This window comes from Streptomyces fodineus (assembly GCF_001735805.1).
Classification (GTDB): Bacteria; Actinomycetota; Actinomycetes; order Streptomycetales; family Streptomycetaceae; genus Streptomyces; species Streptomyces fodineus.
Window position 1 is genome coordinate 4,171,336 of sequence record NZ_CP017248.1, and the last position, 19,825, is coordinate 4,191,160.

The 19,825-nt window shown below is 72.3% G+C and carries 21 protein-coding genes and 1 pseudogene; 3 read left to right on the forward strand and 19 right to left on the reverse strand.

Annotated elements, in window-relative coordinates:
• Positions 1 to 55: 55 nt before the first annotated feature.
• The 4 genes from groL to BFF78_RS17215 form a co-directional block, all read right to left on the reverse strand.
• A complete protein-coding gene (groL, locus tag BFF78_RS17200; RefSeq protein ID WP_069779181.1) occupies positions 56 to 1,681 on the reverse strand; it encodes a chaperonin GroEL in 1,626 nt (541 codons plus the stop codon).
• A 121-nt stretch (positions 1,682 to 1,802) separates the two neighbouring features.
• Positions 1,803 to 2,111 (reverse strand): co-chaperone GroES, encoded by a 309-nt coding sequence (gene groES, locus BFF78_RS17205; RefSeq protein ID WP_039652762.1) that lies wholly within the window; start codon positions 2,109 to 2,111, stop codon positions 1,803 to 1,805.
• 248 nt (positions 2,112 to 2,359) lie between these two features.
• Entirely contained in the window at positions 2,360 to 3,220 is an 861-nt protein-coding gene (locus tag BFF78_RS17210; RefSeq protein ID WP_079161359.1) for a polysaccharide deacetylase family protein, read from the reverse strand.
• The gene (locus BFF78_RS17215) at positions 3,217 to 3,978 is read right to left on the reverse strand and encodes a polysaccharide deacetylase family protein (protein ID WP_227025862.1); all 762 of its coding nucleotides are present in this window, start codon (positions 3,976 to 3,978) and stop codon (positions 3,217 to 3,219) included. The genes BFF78_RS17210 and BFF78_RS17215 overlap by 4 nt, the downstream gene beginning before the upstream one ends.
• Before the next feature lie 230 nt (positions 3,979 to 4,208).
• Here BFF78_RS17215 and BFF78_RS17220 point away from each other — a divergent pair, with 230 nt between their 5' ends.
• Positions 4,209 to 5,369 (forward strand): class I SAM-dependent methyltransferase, encoded by a 1,161-nt coding sequence (locus tag BFF78_RS17220; RefSeq protein WP_069779183.1) that lies wholly within the window; start codon positions 4,209 to 4,211, stop codon positions 5,367 to 5,369.
• Between the two features lie 13 nt (positions 5,370 to 5,382).
• On the opposite strand, the gene BFF78_RS17225 is transcribed toward BFF78_RS17220, so the two are convergent.
• The 4 genes and pseudogenes from BFF78_RS17225 to BFF78_RS17240 all read right to left on the reverse strand — a co-directional run.
• Positions 5,383 to 6,654, reverse strand: coding sequence for an RNA polymerase sigma factor (locus BFF78_RS17225; protein ID WP_069779184.1), 1,272 nt, complete (start codon positions 6,652 to 6,654; stop codon positions 5,383 to 5,385).
• A 43-nt stretch (positions 6,655 to 6,697) separates the two neighbouring features.
• Positions 6,698 to 7,054, reverse strand: coding sequence for a YciI family protein (locus BFF78_RS17230; RefSeq protein ID WP_069779185.1), 357 nt, complete (start codon positions 7,052 to 7,054; stop codon positions 6,698 to 6,700).
• Between the two features lie 135 nt (positions 7,055 to 7,189).
• On the reverse strand, positions 7,190 to 8,245 hold the full coding sequence (locus BFF78_RS17235; protein WP_193433480.1) for an LCP family protein: 1,056 nt from the start codon (positions 8,243 to 8,245) through the stop codon (positions 7,190 to 7,192).
• Between the two features lie 193 nt (positions 8,246 to 8,438).
• A pseudogene (locus BFF78_RS17240) lies at positions 8,439 to 8,773 on the reverse strand (type 1 periplasmic-binding domain-containing protein); the annotation flags it as partial.
• Between the two features lie 262 nt (positions 8,774 to 9,035).
• Here BFF78_RS17240 and BFF78_RS17245 point away from each other — a divergent pair.
• On the forward strand, positions 9,036 to 9,908 hold the full coding sequence (locus tag BFF78_RS17245) for a COG4705 family protein (protein ID WP_227025863.1): 873 nt from the start codon (positions 9,036 to 9,038) through the stop codon (positions 9,906 to 9,908).
• 194 nt (positions 9,909 to 10,102) lie between these two features.
• Here BFF78_RS17245 and BFF78_RS17255 read toward each other — a convergent pair whose 3' ends face one another.
• The 4 genes from BFF78_RS17255 to tsaB are packed head-to-tail and all read right to left on the reverse strand — an operon-like array spanning position 10,103 to position 12,612.
• Entirely contained in the window at positions 10,103 to 10,366 is a 264-nt protein-coding gene (locus BFF78_RS17255; protein ID WP_069779188.1) for a hypothetical protein, read from the reverse strand.
• Positions 10,363 to 11,460: a tRNA (adenosine(37)-N6)-threonylcarbamoyltransferase complex transferase subunit TsaD gene (gene tsaD / locus BFF78_RS17260; protein WP_069779189.1), complete on the reverse strand. Its 1,098-nt coding sequence runs from the start codon at positions 11,458 to 11,460 to the stop codon at positions 10,363 to 10,365. Before tsaD ends, BFF78_RS17255 begins: the two co-directional genes overlap by 4 nt.
• Positions 11,453 to 11,938, reverse strand: a complete 486-nt coding sequence (rimI, locus tag BFF78_RS17265; RefSeq protein ID WP_069783632.1) for a ribosomal protein S18-alanine N-acetyltransferase — start codon at positions 11,936 to 11,938, stop codon at positions 11,453 to 11,455. The genes tsaD and rimI overlap by 8 nt, the downstream gene beginning before the upstream one ends.
• 17 nt (positions 11,939 to 11,955) lie before the next feature.
• Complete coding sequence (tsaB, locus tag BFF78_RS17270; RefSeq protein WP_069779190.1) at positions 11,956 to 12,612, reverse strand: tRNA (adenosine(37)-N6)-threonylcarbamoyltransferase complex dimerization subunit type 1 TsaB; 657 nt, start codon at positions 12,610 to 12,612, stop codon at positions 11,956 to 11,958.
• 113 nt (positions 12,613 to 12,725) lie between these two features.
• Here tsaB and BFF78_RS17275 point away from each other — a divergent pair, with 113 nt between their 5' ends.
• A complete protein-coding gene (locus BFF78_RS17275) occupies positions 12,726 to 13,280 on the forward strand; it encodes a hypothetical protein (RefSeq protein ID WP_069779191.1) in 555 nt (184 codons plus the stop codon).
• A gap of 14 nt (positions 13,281 to 13,294) precedes the next feature.
• On the opposite strand, the gene BFF78_RS17280 is transcribed toward BFF78_RS17275, so the two are convergent.
• From BFF78_RS17280 to BFF78_RS17310, 7 genes are all read right to left on the reverse strand, one after another.
• The gene (locus BFF78_RS17280; RefSeq protein ID WP_069779192.1) at positions 13,295 to 13,510 is read right to left on the reverse strand and encodes a hypothetical protein; all 216 of its coding nucleotides are present in this window, start codon (positions 13,508 to 13,510) and stop codon (positions 13,295 to 13,297) included.
• 128 nt (positions 13,511 to 13,638) lie between these two features.
• On the reverse strand, positions 13,639 to 14,151 hold the full coding sequence (tsaE, locus tag BFF78_RS17285) for a tRNA (adenosine(37)-N6)-threonylcarbamoyltransferase complex ATPase subunit type 1 TsaE (RefSeq protein ID WP_069779193.1): 513 nt from the start codon (positions 14,149 to 14,151) through the stop codon (positions 13,639 to 13,641).
• A complete protein-coding gene (locus BFF78_RS17290; RefSeq protein WP_069779194.1) occupies positions 14,117 to 15,376 on the reverse strand; it encodes an alpha/beta fold hydrolase in 1,260 nt (419 codons plus the stop codon). Before BFF78_RS17290 ends, tsaE begins: the two co-directional genes overlap by 35 nt.
• Positions 15,377 to 15,516: 140 nt before the next feature.
• The gene (alr, locus tag BFF78_RS17295; RefSeq protein ID WP_069779195.1) at positions 15,517 to 16,680 is read right to left on the reverse strand and encodes an alanine racemase; all 1,164 of its coding nucleotides are present in this window, start codon (positions 16,678 to 16,680) and stop codon (positions 15,517 to 15,519) included.
• 46 nt (positions 16,681 to 16,726) lie between these two features.
• Complete coding sequence (locus BFF78_RS17300) at positions 16,727 to 17,665, reverse strand: L,D-transpeptidase family protein (RefSeq protein ID WP_069779196.1); 939 nt, start codon at positions 17,663 to 17,665, stop codon at positions 16,727 to 16,729.
• 297 nt (positions 17,666 to 17,962) lie between these two features.
• Positions 17,963 to 19,399, reverse strand: a complete 1,437-nt coding sequence (locus BFF78_RS17305; RefSeq protein WP_099054886.1) for an NAD(P)H-hydrate dehydratase — start codon at positions 19,397 to 19,399, stop codon at positions 17,963 to 17,965.
• Between the two features lie 45 nt (positions 19,400 to 19,444).
• Positions 19,445 to 19,816, reverse strand: a complete 372-nt coding sequence (locus BFF78_RS17310) for a holo-ACP synthase (protein ID WP_069779197.1) — start codon at positions 19,814 to 19,816, stop codon at positions 19,445 to 19,447.
• Between the last annotated feature and the right edge of the window lie 9 nt (positions 19,817 to 19,825).

Genomic DNA, 19,825 nt, shown 5'->3' on the forward strand with positions numbered 1-19,825 from the left:
GGGGCGAGGGCCCGGCACCAGGACGGTGCCGGGCCCTCGCTCAGGAGCGCTTGGCTCAGTGGGCGTGGCCGTGGCCGTGGCCCGCGGCGGCCGGCTCTTCCTCTTCCTTCTTCTCGACGACCAGGGTCTCGGTCGTGAGCAGCAGGGAGGCGATGGAGGCGGCGTTCTCCAGGGCGGAGCGGGTGACCTTCACCGGGTCGATGACGCCGGCCTTGACCAGGTCGCCGTACTCGCCGGTGGCGGCGTTGTAGCCCTGCCCCTTCTCCAGGTCCTTGACCTTGGAGACGATGACGTAGCCCTCCTGGCCGGCGTTCTCGCCGATCCAGCGCAGCGGCTCGACGACGGCGTTGCGGACGACCGCGACACCGGTGGCCTCGTCGCCGGCCTTGTCGAGGTTGCCCTCGAGGACCTTGGAGGCGTGGACCAGGGCGGAGCCACCACCGGAGACGATGCCCTCCTCGACCGCGGCGCGGGTCGCGGAGATGGCGTCCTCCAGACGGTGCTTCTTCTCCTTCAGCTCCACCTCGGTGGCGGCGCCGACCTTGATCACGCACACGCCGCCGGCCAGCTTCGCGAGGCGCTCCTGGAGCTTCTCGCGGTCCCAGTCGGAGTCGGTGTTCTCGATCTCGGCCTTGATCTGCGCGACGCGGCCGTGGACGTCCTCGGTCTTGCCGGCGCCGTCGACGATCGTCGTGTCGTCCTTGGTGACCGTCACGCGGCGGGCGGAGCCCAGCACGTCCAGGCCGACCTGGTCGAGCTTGAGGCCGACCTCCTCGGAGATGACGGTGGCGCCGGTCAGGATCGCCATGTCCTGCAGCATCGCCTTGCGGCGGTCGCCGAAGCCGGGGGCCTTCACCGCGACGGCGTTGAAGGTGCCGCGGATCTTGTTGACGACCAGGGTCGACAGGGCCTCGCCCTCGACGTCCTCGGCGATGATCAGCAGCGGCTTGGAGGCGCCGGCCTGGATGACCTTCTCCAGCAGCGGCAGCAGGTCCTGGATGGAGCTGACCTTGCCCTGGTTGATGAGGATGTACGGGTCGTCGAGGACGGCCTCCATGCGCTCCTGGTCCGTCACGAAGTACGGCGACAGGTAGCCCTTGTCGAAGGCCATGCCCTCGGTGAAGTCCAGCTCCAGACCGAAGGTGTTGGACTCCTCGACGGTGATGACACCGTCCTTGCCGACCTTGTCCATCGCCTCGGCGATGAGCTCGCCGACCTGCTGGTCCTGGGCGGACAGCGCGGCGACGGCGGCGATGTCGGACTTCTCGTCGATCGGGCGGGCCGATGCGAGCAGCTCCGCGGAGACGGCGGCGACGGCGGCGTCGATGCCCTTCTTCAGGGCGGCCGGGGAGGCGCCGGCGGCGACGTTCTTCAGGCCCTCGCGCACCAGCGCCTGGGCGAGCACGGTGGCGGTGGTGGTGCCGTCACCCGCGATGTCGTTGGTCTTGGTCGCCACCTCCTTCACCAGCTGGGCGCCGAGGTTCTCGTACGGGTCCTCGATCTCGACCTCGCGGGCGATCGTGACACCGTCGTTGGTGATGGTGGGGGCGCCGAACTTCTTGTCGATGACGACGTTGCGGCCCTTGGGGCCGATCGTCACCTTCACCGTGTCGGCCAGCTTGTTGACGCCGCGCTCGAGGGCGCGACGGGCGTCCTCGTCGAACTTCAGGATCTTCGCCATGACAGCGGGAGCCCTCTCGGAATCTATGGGTGGTAAGACAACTGCGCCCCGGACGCCCGGCTTCTTTATCGGTCGCGGGGGCCAGGGGCGCAGCTCAGGAGCAAAAGAACGCTCGAGGTGATTACTTCTCGATGATCGCGAGCACGTCGCGAGCCGAGAGGACGAGGTACTCCTCGCCGTTGTACTTCACCTCGGTGCCGCCGTACTTGCTGTACAGAACGACGTCGCCGACCTTGACGTCGAGCGGCAGGCGCTCGCCGTTCTCGAACCGGCCCGGGCCCACGGCGAGGACGGCGCCCTCCTGGGGCTTCTCCTTCGCGGTGTCCGGGATGACCAGGCCAGAGGCCGTGGTCTGCTCGGCGTCCAGCGGCTGGACCACGATGCGGTCCTCGAGCGGCTTGATGGCAACCTTGGAGCTGGCGGTCGTCACGATCCGACCTCCCCCTTCGGAGATCTCACGGGGTTAACTGTCTGAGGTGGCGACCAGGTCGATCCGTCGTCGCGGGTGCCGGACCTGCCCGTCGCTTTTGTTGGCACTCTCACCTGCGGAGTGCCAGAGCCGAGACTATGACCGGGGTTAGCACTCGGTCAAGCGGAGTGCCAATTGCCGTGCGGCGCGTCGGCGGAATCCCGTCCGCACCGGGTGCCTTGTGGGCCGGTGTCGTCCCGCCGCAAGCCCTACAGGTAGTCCTCGAGGCGCCCCACCGTCAGCCCCCGCTGCTGCACCCTCCGCAGCACCCTGGCCGTGCGTTCCCTGAGGCTTGGGCCCGTTGTCTCGTCCGGCCCGACCAGGATGATGTCGCCGGGGCGGAGGTGGTGTTCGCCGTGGGTGTAGACGAGGTCGGTCGGGGTCATCGCGGCGCGCCAGAGGACGACCGTGGAGATGCCGCAGTCGGTCGCCGCGCGCAGGGTGGTGGTGTCGTACGAGCCGTAGGGCGGGCGGAAGAGGCGGGGGCGCAGGCCGAGGCGGGAGCTGAGCCGTTCCTGCTGGCCGCAGATCTCGGCGCGCTGCCCGGCGTACGGCAGCCCGGCGAGCGCGCGGTGGTCGAGGGTGTGGTTCTGGATGCCGGCGCCCAGCCGGTGCAGGCGGGCGAAGTGGCCGTAGCCGGGGCCGACGACGCTGTCGGTGAGGAACATGCTGACCGGCAGCCGGAGTTCGCGGACCATGTCGACGAAGCGGGGGTCCTTCTCGGCTCCGTCGTCGTAGGTGAGGAAGACGACCCGGTCGGGGGTGGGGACGTGGTCCACGGCGCGGGGCAGGGTGCGGCCCCCGGTCGGCGGGGAGAGGGCGAGGGTGCGGGCGGGGTGCAGCGGGGGGCTGGCGAGGGGCTCGGTCAGGCCCCAGCGGCGGTAACTCTGGTCGGGGGCGGCGCGGTGCGGGCGCACGCGCTCGGCGGCCTTCTTGCCGAGGCGCTCGATGGGGTCGACGGACTGGGCGCAGCCGGCGAGCAGGAGGGCCGAGGCGAGGAACGCGCCGGCGTACCGGGCCGGGCGGCGCCGCCCGGAGCCCGCTCTCCGGTGCCCCGCCCCCGGCCTCACAGGTAGTCCTCCAGGCGGGCCACGGCGTAGCCCTCGCGCGTGATCTTGTTCAGGAAGCGGCGCATGTCGTCGATCATCGTGCCGTCCCAGTCGGAGCGGCCCCGGAAGTGGGTGAGGACGATGTCGCCGCGGCGCATCTTCTGGTCGTCCTCGCGGTACTCCCAGTGGTCGACGTAGACCTCCTCGTTCCAGATCGGCGCGTACTTGATGCCGCAGGCCTTGGCGGCGCGCAGGGTGTCCTGGTTGTAGTTGCCGTAGGGCGGGCGGAAGACCGTCGGGCGCTTGCCGAACTGCTTCTTCATGATGTCCTGCATGCCGCAGATCTCGTGCTTCTGGTCCTCGTAGGACAGACCCGGCAGGTAGGGGTGGTGCAGGGTGTGGTTGTCGAGGGTGTGGCCGTAGGACTGCATCCGGCGGAAGTAGCCGTAGTCGTCCTTGACCAGGTAGTCGCTGAGGAAGGCGGTGTACGGGATCTTCAGGTCCTGCATCATCTTGAGGAACCTGGGGTCCTTCTCCGAGCCGTCGTCGATCGTAAGGAAGACGATCTTCCGTTTGGTGGGGATCGTGGTGAAGACCGGCGGCAGGTCCCAGTCCTCCTGATGGCTCACCTCGAAGCCGGCCCGGGCGGTGATCTCCGGCTTCTCGGCGGGGGGCGGGGGCGGGGTCAGCGGGACCCGCTTCAGTCCCCAGCGTTCGGCGGCGGCGACCAGACGGGCGTGTTCGGCGGCCTGGCGGCCCTGAGGGCTCGGGGCCCGCACGGGGCCGCGGTGACCGGATGCGGGGCGGGTCGCGTCGGAGCCGGCGCAGCTGGACAGCAGGGAGGCGGCGGCCAGTGCGGCGGCGGCCCCCGAACCAGGATGCGGGACCGTTTTTTATCGTTTTGTACGACTGCTCGCATGGTGCCGGATCCTCCCAGCCCGGGGCCCGGCGCCCGGACCGACACCGCCACCGGAGGCGCACGATCCACCGACTGGCCGACAATGACCCGGTGAACGACCTCGCTCTGCTCCTCACCCCCGAAGGCCGTGCCCTCCTCGACGAGGTCCGCGACACCGCCCCGGCGGACGAACTGGCCGTCGCCACCCGGCTGCGCCGCGACCACCCCGCCGAGCTGGTCTCGGCCGCGCTCGGCCAGGCCCGGCTGCGGCAGCGGGCGGCGGCGAAGTTCGGGGCGGCGGACGCGGGGCGGATGTTCTTCACCCCGAACGGGGTCGAGCAGTCGACGCGGACGAGCGTGGCGGCGTACCGCGCGGAGCGGCTCAAGGCGCTCGGTGTGACCCGTGTGGCCGACCTGTGCTGCGGGATCGGCGGGGACGCGATCGCGTTCGCCCGGGCCGGGATCCGGGTCCTCGCCGTGGACTGGGACCCGGTCACGGCCGCCACGGCCCGGGCGAACGCCGAGGCACTGGGACTGGGCGAGCTGATCGAGGTCCGCCAGGCGGACGTCACGGAGGTGGACACGGGCGGGTACGACGCCGTGTTCGTCGACCCGGCCCGGCGGGGCGGGCGCGGCCGGATCTTCGACCCCGAGGCCTACTCCCCTCCCCTGTCCTGGGCGATCGAGGCCGCCCGCACGGCTCCCCGCGCGGCGCTGAAGGTCGCGCCCGGCATCCCGCACGAGGCCGTGCCCGCCGACGCCGAGGCCGAGTGGATCTCGGACGGCGGGGACGTGAAGGAGGCGGTGGTGTGGTTCGGCACCGAGCCGGGCGCGGTCCGGGCCACCCTGCTGCCGGGTCCGCGCACACTCCTCGGCAAGGGGCTGCCCGATCCCGGAGTGCGGCCGGTGGGGCGGTACCTGTACGAGCCGGACGGTGCCGTCATCCGCGCCCATCTGGTCGCCGAGGTGGCCGAACAGCTGGACGGCGGGCTGGTCGACGCCACCATCGCCTACGTCACCGCGGACGAACGGCACCTGACCCCGTATGCCACCGCCTATGAGATCACCGACCAACTCCCCTTCAACGTCAAGAAGTTGAAGGCTCTGCTGCGGGAACGCGAGGTCGGCACGCTCACCGTGAAGAAGCGCGGGTCGGCGGTCGAGCCGGAGGAGCTGCGCAAGAAGGTCAAGCCGCAGGGGCCGAACGCGGCGACCGTGTTCCTCACCCGGGTCGCCGGGGCACCCACGATGCTCGTCGGACGTCCCGCCTAGAGCGGGCCAGGGCTTACGGCGCCACCTCGGCGGCCCGGCGCAGCAGCAGTTGCCGTTCCTTCTCGTTGCGGGTCAGGGCGGCCGCCCGTTCGAGCTCCGTGCGGGCCTCCGCCGGACGGCCGAGCCGGGCCAGCAGGTCGGCGCGGACGCTGGGCAGCAGATGGTAGTCGCGCAGGGCGGGTTCGGCGGCCAGGGCGTCCACCAGCTCCAGGCCCTCGGCCGGGCCGTCGGCCATCGACACGGCGACCGCGCGGTTCAGCTCGACCACCGGGGACGGGGCACGGGCGGCCAGCAGGCCGTACAGGGTGGCGATGGCGCGCCAGTCGGTCTCCTCGTAGGTGTAGGCGTGCGCGTGGCAGGCGGCGATGGCGGCTTGGAGGACGTAGGGGCCCGGGGCGCCGGCCGCCGTGGCGCCGGCGCGGTCGAGGGCGCGGACGCCACGGGCGATGAGCATGCGGTTCCAGCGGCGGCGGTTCTGGTCCTTCAGCAGGACGGGTGCGCCGTCGGGGCCGGTGCGGGCGGCGGTGCGGGACGCCTGGAACTCCAGGAGCGCGGTCAGGCCGTGCACCTCCGGCTCCTTGGGCATCAGCGCGGACAGCACGCGCGCCAGGCGCAGCGCGTCCTCGCACAGTCCGGGGCGCAGCAGGTCGTCGCCGGCGGTCGCCGCGTACCCCTCGTTGAAGATCAGGTAGATGACGTCCAGGACGGAGCCGAGGCGGGCCTCGCGGTCGGGCCCGTGGGGAACCTCGAAGGCGACGTTCCGCTGGGCCAGGGTGCGTTTGGCGCGGACGATGCGCTGGGCGATCGTCGGCTCCGGGACGAGGTAGGCACGGGCGATCTCGGCGGTGGTCAGGCCACCGAGCAGGCGCAGGGTGAGCGCGGTGCGGGCCTCGGGGGACAGCACCGGGTGGCAGGCGGTGAAGACGAGCCGGAGCAGGTCGTCGTCGATGTCGTCCGGGTCGGCAGGAACCTCCGGCGGGGCCGTCGTCTCCAGGTCCCGGCCGATCTCGGCGAGCTTGCGGGCGTAGGTCTCACGGCGCCGGATCAGGTCGACGGCGCGGTGCCGGGCGGTCGCCATGAGCCAGGCGCCGGGGTTGTCCGGCACGCCGTCGCGGGGCCACTGCTCCAGGGCGGCGACCAGCGCGTCCTGGGCCAGTTCCTCGGCGATGCCGACGTCCCGGACGATCCGGGCGACGCCGGCGATGACACGGGGCGACTCCAGACGGAAGACGGTCTCGATGGTGTGGGCGGTGCTGTCCGGCGCCGCGGTGGGCTGTGGTTCCACAGCCCACCATGCAACACCCCCGTACGGCACCGCGCCAGGTACCTCAGCCCTCGGCGATCTCGCGCACCTCACAGGTCACGGTCCAGAAGTCCTCGTGGACCTGCAGGAACCGCTTGGCCCACTCCAGCGCCTCGGCCTTGTCCTTGCACTGCATGAGGGCGTAGCCGCCGATGGCCTCCTTGGTCTCGGTGAACGGCCCGTCGGTGACGGAGATCTTGCCGCCCTCCCAGCGCACCCGGGTGCCCTGGGCGGACGGGGTGAGCCCGGCGGTGTCGAGCATGACGCCGGCCTTGGTGACCTCCTCGATCAGCTCGCCCATCCGCCGCATCAGCTCGGGGCTGGGGCCTTCGGCGGGGGCGGAGGACTCGTCGATGCGCACGAGGGACAGGTAGCGGGGCATGGTGACTCCTTCGGTCGGGCGGCGGGTCTCTTTCCGCCGCTCACCCCTGCGTCGAACGGGAGACACCCGGATCGACACGCTCGCCGAAGATTTTTTCCGGTGGATTCTTCCGCTCTTCGCCAGGACCGGACCGGCTCAGCGCAGGGACGCCCACAGTTCGCTCGCCGCGGGCTGCTTCGCGATCACCCGGTTGGGGTCCCAGGGGGCGGTGACGACCGGCATCGTCACCGTCCTCACCTGGTCGGAGGTCAGGCCGTTCAGGCTCTGGCCGAGCCGGATCAGCTCGGGCAGGGAGTCCAGGCCGGTGTCGGTGGTGAGGCTCGCGGTGACCGCTGCGGCGACCCGGTACAGCTTGGCGGGGTCGGTGAGCAGCCTGGTACCGGCCATCTGCCCCAGCAGGTCCTTCACCAGCATCTGTTGCAGGCCTATGCGGCCGAGGTCGCTGCCGTCGCCTATGCCGTGCCGGGTGCGGGCGAGGGCCAGGGCCTGCTTGCCGTCCAGGTGGTGGTGGCCGGACTTGAGGTGCAGATGGCTCATGTCGTCGTCGATGTCCTGCGTGGTGGTGACGTCGACCCCGCCGAGCGCGTCGACCAGTTTCGCGAAGCCGGAGAAGTCGATCCCGATGTAGTGGTCCATGCGGACGTTCGTGATCGACTCGACGGTCTTCACCGCGCACACCGGCCCGCCCGTCTCATAGGCGGTGTTGAACATCGCGTTGTAGGCCACCGCCGTCGAGCCGCCCGAGGCCAGCGGGCAGGACGGGCGGGTGACGAGGGTGTCGCGCGGGATGCTGACCACGGTGGCGCTCGTCCGGCCCGCGTCGATGTGCACGACCATCGCCGTGTCCGAGCGGGCGCCGGAACTGTCGCCGCCGCCGAGTTCCTTGTCGGCCTTGCCGCTGCGCGAGTCCGAGCCGAGGACCAGGATGTTCAGGGAGCCGGTCGGCAGCGGGGCGGCGGAGGCCGAGCCGGCCGGGGACGGGGTGGTCCTCGGCGGGGCGGGCCGGTCGTCGCCGAGCGCGCTGTTGATGTCGACGCCCCTGATGTTGTGGTTCAGATGCCAGTACACCCAGCCCACCGTGGCCGTGCCCAGCACCAGGGCGCCCGCGAGGGTGAGACCGACGATCCTCAGCGCTCCGGACCGCCGGCCGACCCCTCTGCCCGCTTCGCCGTGCTCCTCGTGTCGCGTCACGACAGGAACGTAAGTCCGAATTATTAGGGGACTGTTAGCACAAGCGGTGAGAGTCGGTTTTCTTCGGCAATTCTCATCCGCCGGCTCGACCCGGTGTCACCGTGGGTGCCGGATCGCCGCCGCTCCAGGACGCGTTGATACCGAACGTCACCGAACCGCCGTCCGGCACCGGCCCGTTGCAGGAGGCATCGACCGTCTCCAGGGCGGCACGGTAGCCGCCGGCGCGGGCCCGGCTGCACATCGTCGGGGACGGGCCGCTGATCGCGCCGATCCGGTGTGGCCGAGTTCCACCGGATGGCGGGTGGCGGCCAGTCCGCCCTGCCGGTTGGTGGCGCCGATGGAGGGCATGTCCGGGCCCGGGTCGCCGGCCGGGTCCATCACCACGAACGGGATGGAGCGGCTGGTCGGCAGCGCCAGCTGGGACTCGTCGAGCCCGGACAGCACGAGGACCACGCCGTGCGGGCGGCGCGCGGCCACCTGGTCGGCCCAGGTCCGGCCCGGGGCGGGCCGGCCGGCCGACTCGGACAGCTCGGCGCGGCCGTTGAGCACCTTCGGAACAGTCGGAACCGGGGGCCCGGAACGGACAGACGGACGGACGGCCGCGGTGCGATGTGGAGATCTCCCAGAGACTGATTGAACCTCAAGGGCCGCGTGGAACGTATTGAGCCACGGCGGAAGCACATCGAACCCGCTTTCGCAAGACCTCTGACACGGGCGTTCAGGATGCTTTCAGATTGCCCCTGGCAGGGTCGGGCCGTAAATGATCACCCCCCACCCGGCAGGAGCACCTTTGACGACCACGAAGTCCGTCATGAAGAAACTGCCCGAGGTCACCCTCGCGTTCTGGATCATGAAGATCGCGGCGACGACCCTGGGCGAGACCGCGGGCGACCTGTTCGCCCAGACCCTCAAGCTCGGCTACTTCCTCACCACCATCGCCCTGTTCCTGGTCTTCGTGGTGACGCTGGTGGTCCAGCTGTGCTCCCGGCGCTACAACCCGTTCTTCTACTGGACCGTGATCCTGTCGACCTCCATGGCCGGCACCACCATGTCCGACTTCATGAACCGGGACGCCAGCGCGAAGTTCCTCTCGAACGGCGCGACCCACCTCGGCTGGGGCCCGCAAGGGCTCGGCCTCGGTTACCCCGAGGGCGCGGCGATCCTGATCTCGATCCTGCTGCTGATCTTCCTCGGCTGGAAGCTGAGCGGGATGACCTTCCAGATCACCGAGATCGTCACCTTCCGGGGCGAGGCCCTGTTCTGGTCGGCGATCCTGGTCTCCAACACCCTCGGCACCTCGATGGGCGACTTCCTGTCCGACAGCTCCGGCCTCGGCTACCTGGGCGGCGCCGCCCTGGTGACCGGCGTCCTGATCGTCCTGGTCGCCCTGATGAAGGTCCCGGCGGTGCCGAACGTCCTCCTCTTCTGGATCGCGTTCGTGCTGACCCGCCCGCTGGGCGCCACGGCCGGCGACTTCCTGACCAAGCCGGTCGCCAAGGGCGGTCTGGACCTGGGTACGCCGGGTTCCTCGGCGGTGCTGCTCGCGGTGCTGTTCGGCCTGATGGCGTACGCCCACCTTCAGGAGCGGCGGGCGGCGACGGCCCCGGAGGTCACCGGCCCCGAGGCGGAGGCGGTCCAGCCGCAGCGGGCCGGCCGCCGGTAACGCGAAACCCCGCCCCGGAGATCCGGGGCGGGGTTTCGGTGGAGCGCCGGGCAGGCCTTGCACCTGCATCTCCCCGCAGGAAGCGGGACGTCTTTCCTTGGACCACCAACGCACTGCGTCCGGGTCGGCGTTCCCGTTTCCGGGGTTCCGGCCGTTCGCTGTGTGATGATCATAGCCCAGTCCGGCCGCACTCCTCAACTCCGGCCGTCGGCCACCGGCTCGAACCGCCAGCGGTGCACGGCCCGGGTCACCAACTCACCGTCCGGCTCGGGCAGTTCGGGCAGTTCGGCGTCGTACGACGCGTCCCACCAGGTGATGACCAGCACCCGGTCCTGCGGCGCACGGAAGGTCTCGCGGCGCAACGGCTCTTCGGGCAGGCGTTGTTCGCGTACCCAGGCGAGGAGTTCCGCACCCCGCCCTTCGGCCGCCCGGGCCTCCCACATCAGCGCGACGGTCACGAGTACAGGTTCTCCTTGCTGACCTCGTGCACATGGTCGTGGTTGCCCGGGACGTGCGCCTCGGTGACCGGCAGGGAGGAGTCGGCCGACAGGTCCCAGCTGGAGGCGGCCCGGTTACGGGCGACCATCTCGGCGCCGAGCGCGGCCACCATCGCGCCGTTGTCCGTGCACAGCTTGGGGCGCGGGACGCGCAGCCGGATACCGGCCGCCTCGCAGCGCTCCTGGGCGAGGGCGCGCAGCCGGGAGTTGGCCGCGACACCGCCGCCGATCATCAGGTGGTCCACGCCCTCGTCCTTGCAGGCGCGGACGGCCTTGCGGGTCAGCACGTCGACGACGGCCTCCTGGAAGGACGCGGCCACATCACGGACGGGGACCTCCTCGCCGGCCGCGCGCCTGGCCTCGATCCAGCGGGCCACGGCCGTCTTCAGGCCGGAGAAGGAGAAGTCGTAGGCCGGGTCGCGGGGGCCGGTCAGGCCGCGCGGGAAGGCGATGGCCTCCGGGTCGCCCTCGCGTGCGTACCGGTCGATGACCGGGCCGCCGGGGAAGCCCAGGTTCAGCACGCGGGCGATCTTGTCGAAGGCCTCGCCGGCCGCGTCGTCGATGGTCGAGCCCATCGGGCGGACGTCGGAGGTGATGTCCTCCGACAGCAGCAGGGAGGAATGGCCGCCGGAGACCAGCAGGGCCATCGTCGGCTCCGGCAGCGGGCCGTGCTCCAGCTGGTCGACGCAGATGTGCGAGGCGAGGTGGTTGACGCCGTACAACGGCTTGCCCAGGGCGTAGGCGTACGCCTTGGCGGCCGAGACGCCGACGAGGAGGGCGCCCGCGAGGCCGGGGCCCGCGGTCACGGCGATGCCGTCGAGGTCCTTGGCGGAGACACCGGCCTCCTTCAGGGCGCGGTCGATGGTCGGGACCATCGCCTCCAGATGGGCGCGGGAGGCCACCTCCGGGACGACACCGCCGAAGCGGGCGTGCTCGTCGACGCTGGAGGCGACGGCATCCGCCAGCAGGGTGGTACCGCGGACGATGCCGACGCCGGTCTCGTCGCAGGAGGTCTCGATGCCGAGTACCAGCGGCTCGTCGCGTGAGTCAGTCATTGCTCTCGGTTTCCTGTACTGATGGACGTACTGATGAAGAGGGGTCGCTCAGGCGCATCACCAGGGCGTCCACGTTGCCCGGCTGGTAGTAGCCGCGCCGGAAGCCGATCGGCTCGAAGCCGAAGCGCTCGTAGAGCTTCTGTGCGCGGACGTTGTCGACCCGGCATTCGAGCATCACCTCGTGGCACTCGAACGCGGTCGCCGCGCGCAGCAGCTCGGCCAGCAGCAGGGCGCCGAGGCCGGTGCCCTGGTGCTCACGCTCCACGGCGATGGTCTGGACGTCGCCCTGCTCACCGGCGGCGACCAGGCCGGCGTACCCGATGATGCGGCCGTCGGTCTCGGCCACGAGATAGCGCCGGGTCGCCTCGGCGCCCCGGGAGTGGGCCAGCTCGGACCAGAACATCCCCCGGGACCAGGCGTCCTCGGGGAACAGGTCCTTCTCCAGCTCCAGGACCCGGTCGATGTCCCACCAGCGCATCTCGCGCAGTCGCACGGTCACTTCGGGGTGACCACCTTGTAGTTCTTGGGGACCTGGGCGTCCGGCCGGCGCAGGTACAGCGGCCGGGGGGCCGGCAGTTCCTCGCCCGCGGCCAGCCTCTCGACGGCGAGCGAGGCGAGGGCGGCGGCCGAGACGTGCTCGGGCTCGTGCGTGCCCGGGAAGGTGTCCGGGTACAGCAGCGCGCCCGCACCGACCGCCGGGAGGCCCGCGACCTGCTCGGCGATGTCGGCCGGCCGGTCCACGGCCGGGTCGGTAAGCCGGGTCCGGGAGTCGGCGTACTTCGCCCAGTAGACCTCCTTGCGCCGGGCGTCGGTCGCCACGACGAAGGGGCCCTTCTCGATGTCGGCGGCGTAGGCGAGGCCGTCCAGCGTGCACACGCCGTGCACGGGGACGCCCAGCGCGAGGCCGAAGGTGTCGGCGGTCATCAGGCCGACGCGCAGGCCGGTGTAGGGGCCGGGCCCGATGCCGACGACGATCCCGGTGACCGCCTCCAGCTTCAGCCCGGCCTCGGCGAGCACGCGGTCCACGGCCGGCAGCAGCAGCTCTCCGTGCCGGCGCGCGTCCACCTGACTCGACGAGGCGACGACGTCCGTGCCGTCGTGCAGGGCGACGGTCACGGCGGGTGTTGCGGTATCCAGAGCGAGCAAGAGCACGCGAACAGCCTACGGCGCCCGCGCCCCGTGCATGGCCGTCCGGGTCGTTCGGTCACCGACTGCTACGGTCTGTACGAAGTACGACATATGACGCGAGGCGGAGGTGGGCGCACGTGGCAGGGACCAGCTCGGGCATCGTGGCCGGCCTCACCGCGGTGGCCCTCGCGGCCGTCGGCTTGCTCGGCTACCAGGCCAGGACGGCCGTACCGGCGAGTCTGGGCAGGCCCGCGGCGAGCGCGTCACCCTCGGCGACCGCCACGAAGGCGCCGCGCGACCCGGGCAACCCGACCGCCCTGCCGGGCGGGTCCGGTACGGGGGAACGGATCGTGTACTCGGTGGACGACGACCGGGTCTGGCTGGTCGACCGGACCGACCAGGTGGTGCGGACCTACAGGGTCGACCCGGGCACGGTCGATCCGCCGGTGGGCACGTACTGGGTGACGTCGCGCTCGAGCGCGACCAACGGGACGGACGGTACGCCCATCGAGCACGTGGTGCGGTTCACCAGCGTGGACGGCGTGGCGATCGGCTTCAGCGCGGCGGTCGGCGGGGAGCGGGCGGCGGCCGAGCCCGGCCTTCGGACCGGGGGGATCCGGGAGACACGGCTCGACGGGCTGGCGATGTGGGAGTTCGGGACGGTCGGGGTGAAGGTGGTCGTCATCCGCTGAGCGGCGTGGATGCGCTAAGCGGCGTGGGGGTGCTGTGATGGGCCGTCGTCCGGCTGCGGGTGCGTGGTGGCCGGGCGCGCCCGTGCGGCGGTGGCCGCGGGTTCCACACGGCCCTGGGCCCCGTCCGGGCGCTCCTCCGGATCCCCTGGGGGCGACGAGACCGCCTGAGCCGCCGCGCACGCCGCGAGCAGGTCGCGCATGGAGACCCCGGCGGGTCGGGACTCGGGCATGGACGCCTCCTGAGGTGCGGGGGCGGATGTAGTTAGGCATGCCTAACTACGGGCTGGATACCATATGACCATGCCCGGGACGTCCTGCGCAATATGTTGCCGACGGCCTGTCGGAATCCTGATGCCCCTCAGGCGGTGAGCGTCTCCAGGCCCGCCTCGGCCCAGCGCTCCCCCAGCCCGCTCAGCGTCACGTGCCGTACCTCGTCCGTGGTGTCGCCGACGGCACGGTGGATGACCACCTGGAGCCGGTCCTCGGTCAGCTCCTCGACCTTGCCCTCGCCCCACTCCACGACGATCACCGAGTCGGGCAGGCTGACGTCGAGGTCCAGGTCCTCCATCTCGTCCAGGCCGCCGCCGAGCCGGTAGGCGTCCACGTGGACGAGGGGCGGGCCGCCGCCGAGGGAGGGGTGCACCCGGGCGATCACGAAGGTCGGCGAGGTGACCGCGCCGCGCACGCCGAGGCCCTCGCCCAGGCCACGGGTCAGCGTGGTCTTGCCGGCGCCGAGCTCACCGCTGAGCATCACCAGGTCGCCCGCGCGCAACAGCTTGGCCAGCCTGCGGCCCAGCTCCCGCATCTGCTCGGGCGAGGTGATCGTCAGCCGGGTCTCAGCGGGGTCCCGCGGTGCTGCTGGTGCTTCCATAGCCCATAACCGTAGCTCCTGCGGGCACCGCACCCGCGCGGGTGAGCAGGTCGGCGAGGCGGTCGGTGACCACTTCCGGGTGTTCCAGCATCACCAGGTGCCCGGCGTCCGGGACGAGGACCAGCTCGGCGTCGGGCAGCAGGTCGGCGATGGCCTCGCTGTGCTCGCTGGGCGTGACCAGGTCCTGGACGCCGGCCAGCACGAGCACCGGCATGTCCCGGAAGCAGGCGAGCGCCTCGGTCTTGTCGTGGTCGGTGAAGGCCGGGTAGAACTCGGCGACCACGTCGATCGGCGTCGACTCGATCATGCGCTCGGCGAACCGCTCGACGGCCGGGTCGACGTCCCGCCCCGCGAACGAGTACCGCTTGATGATCCCGGCGAACAGATCGGCGGTGGCCCGGCGCCCCTTCTCCACCAGCTCCGCCTGCTGCCCGAGCGCCTTCAGCACCCCGGGCAGGATCCGGCGCACCGCATTGACGCCGGCGAGCGGCAGCCCGAAGTTGACCTCGCCGAGCCGCCCGGACGACGTCCCCACCAAGGCGGTGGCGACGACCCGGTCCCGGATCAGCTCCGGGAACTCGGAGGCGAGCGCCATCACGGTCATGCCGCCCATCGAGTGGCCGACCAGCACGATCGGCCCGTCCGGTACGGCGGCGTCGAGTACGGCCTTCAGATCGCGGCCGAGCTGGTCGATGGTGACCGGCACCCGGTCCCGGGTCTGGGCCACACCCCGCCCGGAGCGGCCGTGGCTGCGCTGGTCCCAGTGCACGGTCCGGACGACCCCGCGCAGGGCCGCCCGCTGGAAGTGCCAGGAGTCCTGGTTGAGGCAGTAGCCGTGGCAGAAGACGACGGTCACGGGCGCGGGGGCCTTGCGGCCGAAGAGGCGGCGCCGGCGCGGGGAGACGTTCGGCCCCGGATCGGGCTCGACCTCGTCGACCTCGTAGTACAGCTCGGTGCCGTCGTCGGCCTGCGCCTTGCCCGGGGTGCCGCGCAGGGTGCCGTAGGGGCCCGCGGAGTCCAGCGCCAGCCGGGCCTTCCTGCGCATGCCGCGGCCGACCGTCATCCGCTCGATGGCGACGCCGGCCGCCGCGCCCGCCGCGAGCACACCTATCGCGGCACCGGCGATGCCGGTCGCCCTGCGCCAGCTACCGGCCGCCCCCGCGGCGGAGGCGGCGGCCGCCGAGGCGACGACGTCCGCCACGGCCTCCGCACTGCTCTCGCTCACGTACCGCTCCTCTTCGCCGTACTGCAGTTCGCCTGGGTGGGTGAATCGGATGTAACGATGGATCGGGTGCCGCCGGTATGACCGGCGTTACATCTGAGCCGTGCCGTCGCTCACGGACGGGTTACCCGACTCTTCCCCGTTCACAGGGACGCGTTCACATAGACGCGGGGAACCCTGGTTCCGATGCGTGTGACGATTTCGTAAGCGATCGTGCCGCAGGCCTGCGCCCAGTCCTCGGCGGTGGGCTCGCCGCGGTCGCCGGGCCCGAACAGCACGGCCTCGCTGCCCACCTCGGGCGCGTCCCCGCCGAGGTCCACCACGAACTGGTCCATGGCGACCCGCCCGGCGACCGTACGCCACTTGCCGTCGACCAGTACCGGGCCGGTGCCGGAGGCGTGCCGGGGGATGCCGTCCGCGTAGCCGACCGGGACAAGGCCGAGGGTGGTCTCGCCGGAGGTGACGTAGTGATGGCCGTAGCTGATGCCGTGCCCGCCCGGGACGTGCTTGACCAGGGCCAGCGAGGCGGTGAGCGTCATCGCCGGGCGCAGCCCGAAGTCGGCCGGGGTGCCCAGCTCCGGGCTGGGCGAGATGCCGTACATCGCGATGCCCGTACGGACCAGGTCGAAGTGGGTCTGCGGAAGGGTGAGCGTGGCGGGCGAGTTGGCGATGTGCCGCACCTCGGGGCGCACGCCCTGCTCCTCGGCGTACGCCAGCATCTCCCGGAAGCGGTCCAGCTGGGCGGCGATGGAGGGATGTCCGGGCTCGTCGGCGCAGGCGAAGTGCGACCACAGCCCGGTGACCCTGACCAGCCCCTCGGCCTCGGCGCGCAGGGCCTCGCGGACCAGCTCGGCCCAGTCGTCCCCCGGCTGGCAGCCGTTGCGGCCGAGCCCGGTGTCGGCCTTGAGCTGCACGCGCGCGGTGCGACCGGCCTCGCGGGCGGCCGCGACGGCCTCCCGCAGGGCCCACATCCCGCTCAGGGACATGTCGATGTCGGCCTCGACCGCCTGCCGCCAGGGGCCGCCGGGCACCCACAGCCAGCACAGGATGCGGCCCGGCAGTCCGGCCGCGCGCAGCGCGAGGGCCTCCTCGGGCGTGGCCGTGCCGAGCCAGGTCGCGCCCGCCGCGAGGGCCTCGCGGGCGCACGGCACCGCCCCGTGGCCGTAGCCGTCGGACTTGACGACGGCCATCAGGGCAGCGTCCTTCGCCCGGGCACGCAGGGCGTGCACATTGGCCCGCAGGGCGCCCAGATCGATCTCTGCGCGGGCGCGCAGGGGGGCGGTCGGCACAGTCGCAGTCTCAGTCATCGCGCCCCCAGTGTCTCAGAGGGCCGTTCGGGCGCCGGTCGCAGTCTCAGGTACCCGGCCGGCGCCCCCACACGTAGACGTGGTCGCCCTGCTTCAGCACGTCCCACAGCTTGCGCGCGTCGGGGAGCGTGAGGTTGACGCAGCCGTAGGAGCCGACGGTGGTGTAGATGCTGCCGTAGACGCCGTGGAAGGCCTGGCCGCCGTCGAAGAACTGGGCGTACGGCATGGGCTGGTTGTACAGGGTCGACACGTGGTTCTTGTGCTTCCAGTAGACGGTGTGCCAGCCCTTCCTGGTGACAAGCCCCTTGCGCCCGCTGCGCATCGGCACCGGCCCGAACACCGCCTTGGCGCCCTTCTGCACCCAGGTGAGCTGGCGGTCCAGATCGACGCAGGCGACCTTGTACGACCGGACGGGACACTTCTTGGCGGCGTTCGGGTCCTTCTTCGCCGAGACGAGCATCATCGTCGACCAGGTGACCGGCCCCGCGAACCCGATGGCGGGCTTGATCTTGTACTTGACCTGGAACGCGCGGATGGCCTCGCAGTCGGCGGCGGACTGCTTGCCGTCGACCTTCAGCTTCAGCCAGCGCTCCACCTGCCGCTGATACGGGCCGGCCTGCATGCTGCAGGCCACCTTGGCCACGGCGTCGGCGAGCGGCACGTACTCGATGAGGTCGTACGCCCCCGCGACCGCGGTCTCGGGCTCGACGGCGTCCTCCTGGGCGGTGGGCGTGTACACCTTCGGCGGGAGCGCCTGGTCGGGCGTGTCGATCTGCCACGGCTGAGCGGGCCCGGGGGCGACACCGGGGACCAGTTCGGGGGCGGGGGCCGGGGCCGGGGCGGGGGGTGCGGGGGCGCCGGCCGCGGGGACGAGTCCCGGCTGCACGGCAGGTACGGCGGCGGCCACGGTGCCGGCCGCCGGGAGGGCGGTCGCGGTGGCGAGCAGCACCGCGACACCCCTGGACGCGATTCGTCTGCTGATCATGCAATCAGCCAAACGCGGGGCTCCGCCGGATCAGCGGTGCCGCGCGGAGGGGTCACCCGAGGGGTGGAGCGGGGTACGTCGGTCGTCGCCGGAGTGCGGGTGCGGGGGGCTGGGCCACGCCCGCGCGGCGGTAGCCGCATAGGCAACGCGGCCCCGCGCCCTTCGGGGCGCTCGGCACCCCGCAGGCGCCGGTGAGCGACCCGGCCCCCGGCAGGCCGCAGCTCGGCGCACCGCCGCCGGCGCAGGCCAGACGAACCGTCCCGCCCCAGCGCGGGCCGGCGGATCCGGCCCCGTCTGTTACAGCGCCCGCACGTCCCGCCACGCCTGCGGGATCCGTGCGGCGACGTCATGCGCCCCCACCGGCGCCCCCTCCGCCGCGAACCGCCCGGCCAGGCCGTGGAGATACGCCGCCGCACTCCCCGCGTCCACGGCCGGCAGACCCGACGCCAGCAGAGACCCGGCGAGTCCCGACAGCACGTCCCCGCTGCCCGCCGTAGCCAGCCAGGAGGTCCCCGTGGCGTTCACCCGCACCGCCCCGCCCCCCGCGTCGGCGACCAGCGTCGTGGACCCCTTCAGCAGCACCGTCGCCCGGTACACCGCCGCCAGCTCCCGCACCGCCGCCAGCCGGGCCCCCTCGACCTCCTCCCGCCGTACGCCCAGCAGCGCGGCCGCCTCCCCGGCATGAGGGGTCATCAGCGTCGGCGCCGTACGCCCGCGCACCGCGTCCCGCTCGGCCAGCCGCAGCCCGTCCGCGTCCAGCAGCACCGGCACGTCCGCCTCCAGCACCTCGGCCACGGTCGCCACGTCGTCCCCGGCGCCCGGCCCGACCACCCAGGCCTGTACGCGCCCCGCCTTCCGCGGCCCCCGATCGGACACGAGCGTCTCCGGGAAGCGGGCGATGACGGCCTCCCCCGCGGGCCCGACGTACCGCACGGCCCCCGCCCCGCCCCGCAGCGCCCCGGAGACGGCGAGCACGGCGGCCCCCGGATAGCGCGCGGACCCGGCGGCGATCCCGACGACGCCCCGCCGGTACTTGTCGCTCTCCCCGGCCGGCATCGGCAACAGCCGTGCCACATCGGCGTGTTGCAGAGCCTGGAGCTCGCCCTCGGCGGGCAGCTCGAGACCGATGTCGACGAGCCGTACGACCCCGGCGTACTCCCGCGCCGGATCGATCAGCAAGCCGGGCTTGTAGGTACCGAAGGTGACGGTGAGGTCGGCCCGGACCGCGGCTCCGCGCACCTCCCCGGTGTCGGCCTCGATCCCGCTGGGCAGGTCCACGGCCACCACGGCGGCACGGGACCGCCGGGCGGCATCGGCCAGGGCCTCCGCTTCGGGCCGCAGCCCGCCCTTGCCGCCGATCCCCACGATCCCGTCCACCACGAGATCGGCCCGCCCGATCAGTTCGCCGGCGGCCTCGGACGCGGCGACGGACCCACCGGCCCTGCGCAGGGCGCCCAGCCCGCCGGCATGCGCCCGTTCGGGCGTAAGGAGTACGGCCGTGACCCCGGCCCCCCGCCGGGCCAGCCGCGCCCCCGCGTACAGCGCGTCGCCGCCGTTGTCGCCGCTGCCGACGAGCAGCACCACCCGGCTGCCGTAGACCCGCCCCAGCAACTCGGCGCAGGCAGCGGCCAGCCCGGCGGCGGCCCGCTGCATCAGCGCACCACCCTCCGGCAGCCGTGCCATCAGCGCCCGTTCGGCCGCCCTTACCGTCTCCACGCTGTACGCAGTACGCATGGCACCGAGTCTGCCCCGGAACGGCCGTCCCCCACACCCGGGCGCTCAGCCCTCGGCGACCACCACCGCCGAGGCGACCCCCGCGTCATGGCTGAGCGACACATGCCAGGACCGCACGCCCAGCTCGGCGGCGCGCGCGGCCACGGTGCCCTTCACCCGCAGCCGGGGCTGTCCGCTGTCCTCGACGTACACCTCGGCATCGGTCCAGTGCAGCCCCGGCGGCGCCCCCAGCGCCTTCGCCAGCGCCTCCTTGGCGGCGAACCGGGCCGCGAGCGAGGCGATCCCGCGCCGCTCCCCGCTGGGCAGCAGCAGCTCCCGCTCCACGAACAGCCGGTCGGCCAGCCCGGGAGTCCGCTCCAACGACGCGCGAAACCGGTCGATCTCGGCGACATCGATCCCCACTCCGATGATGCTCATGCCGGGCAG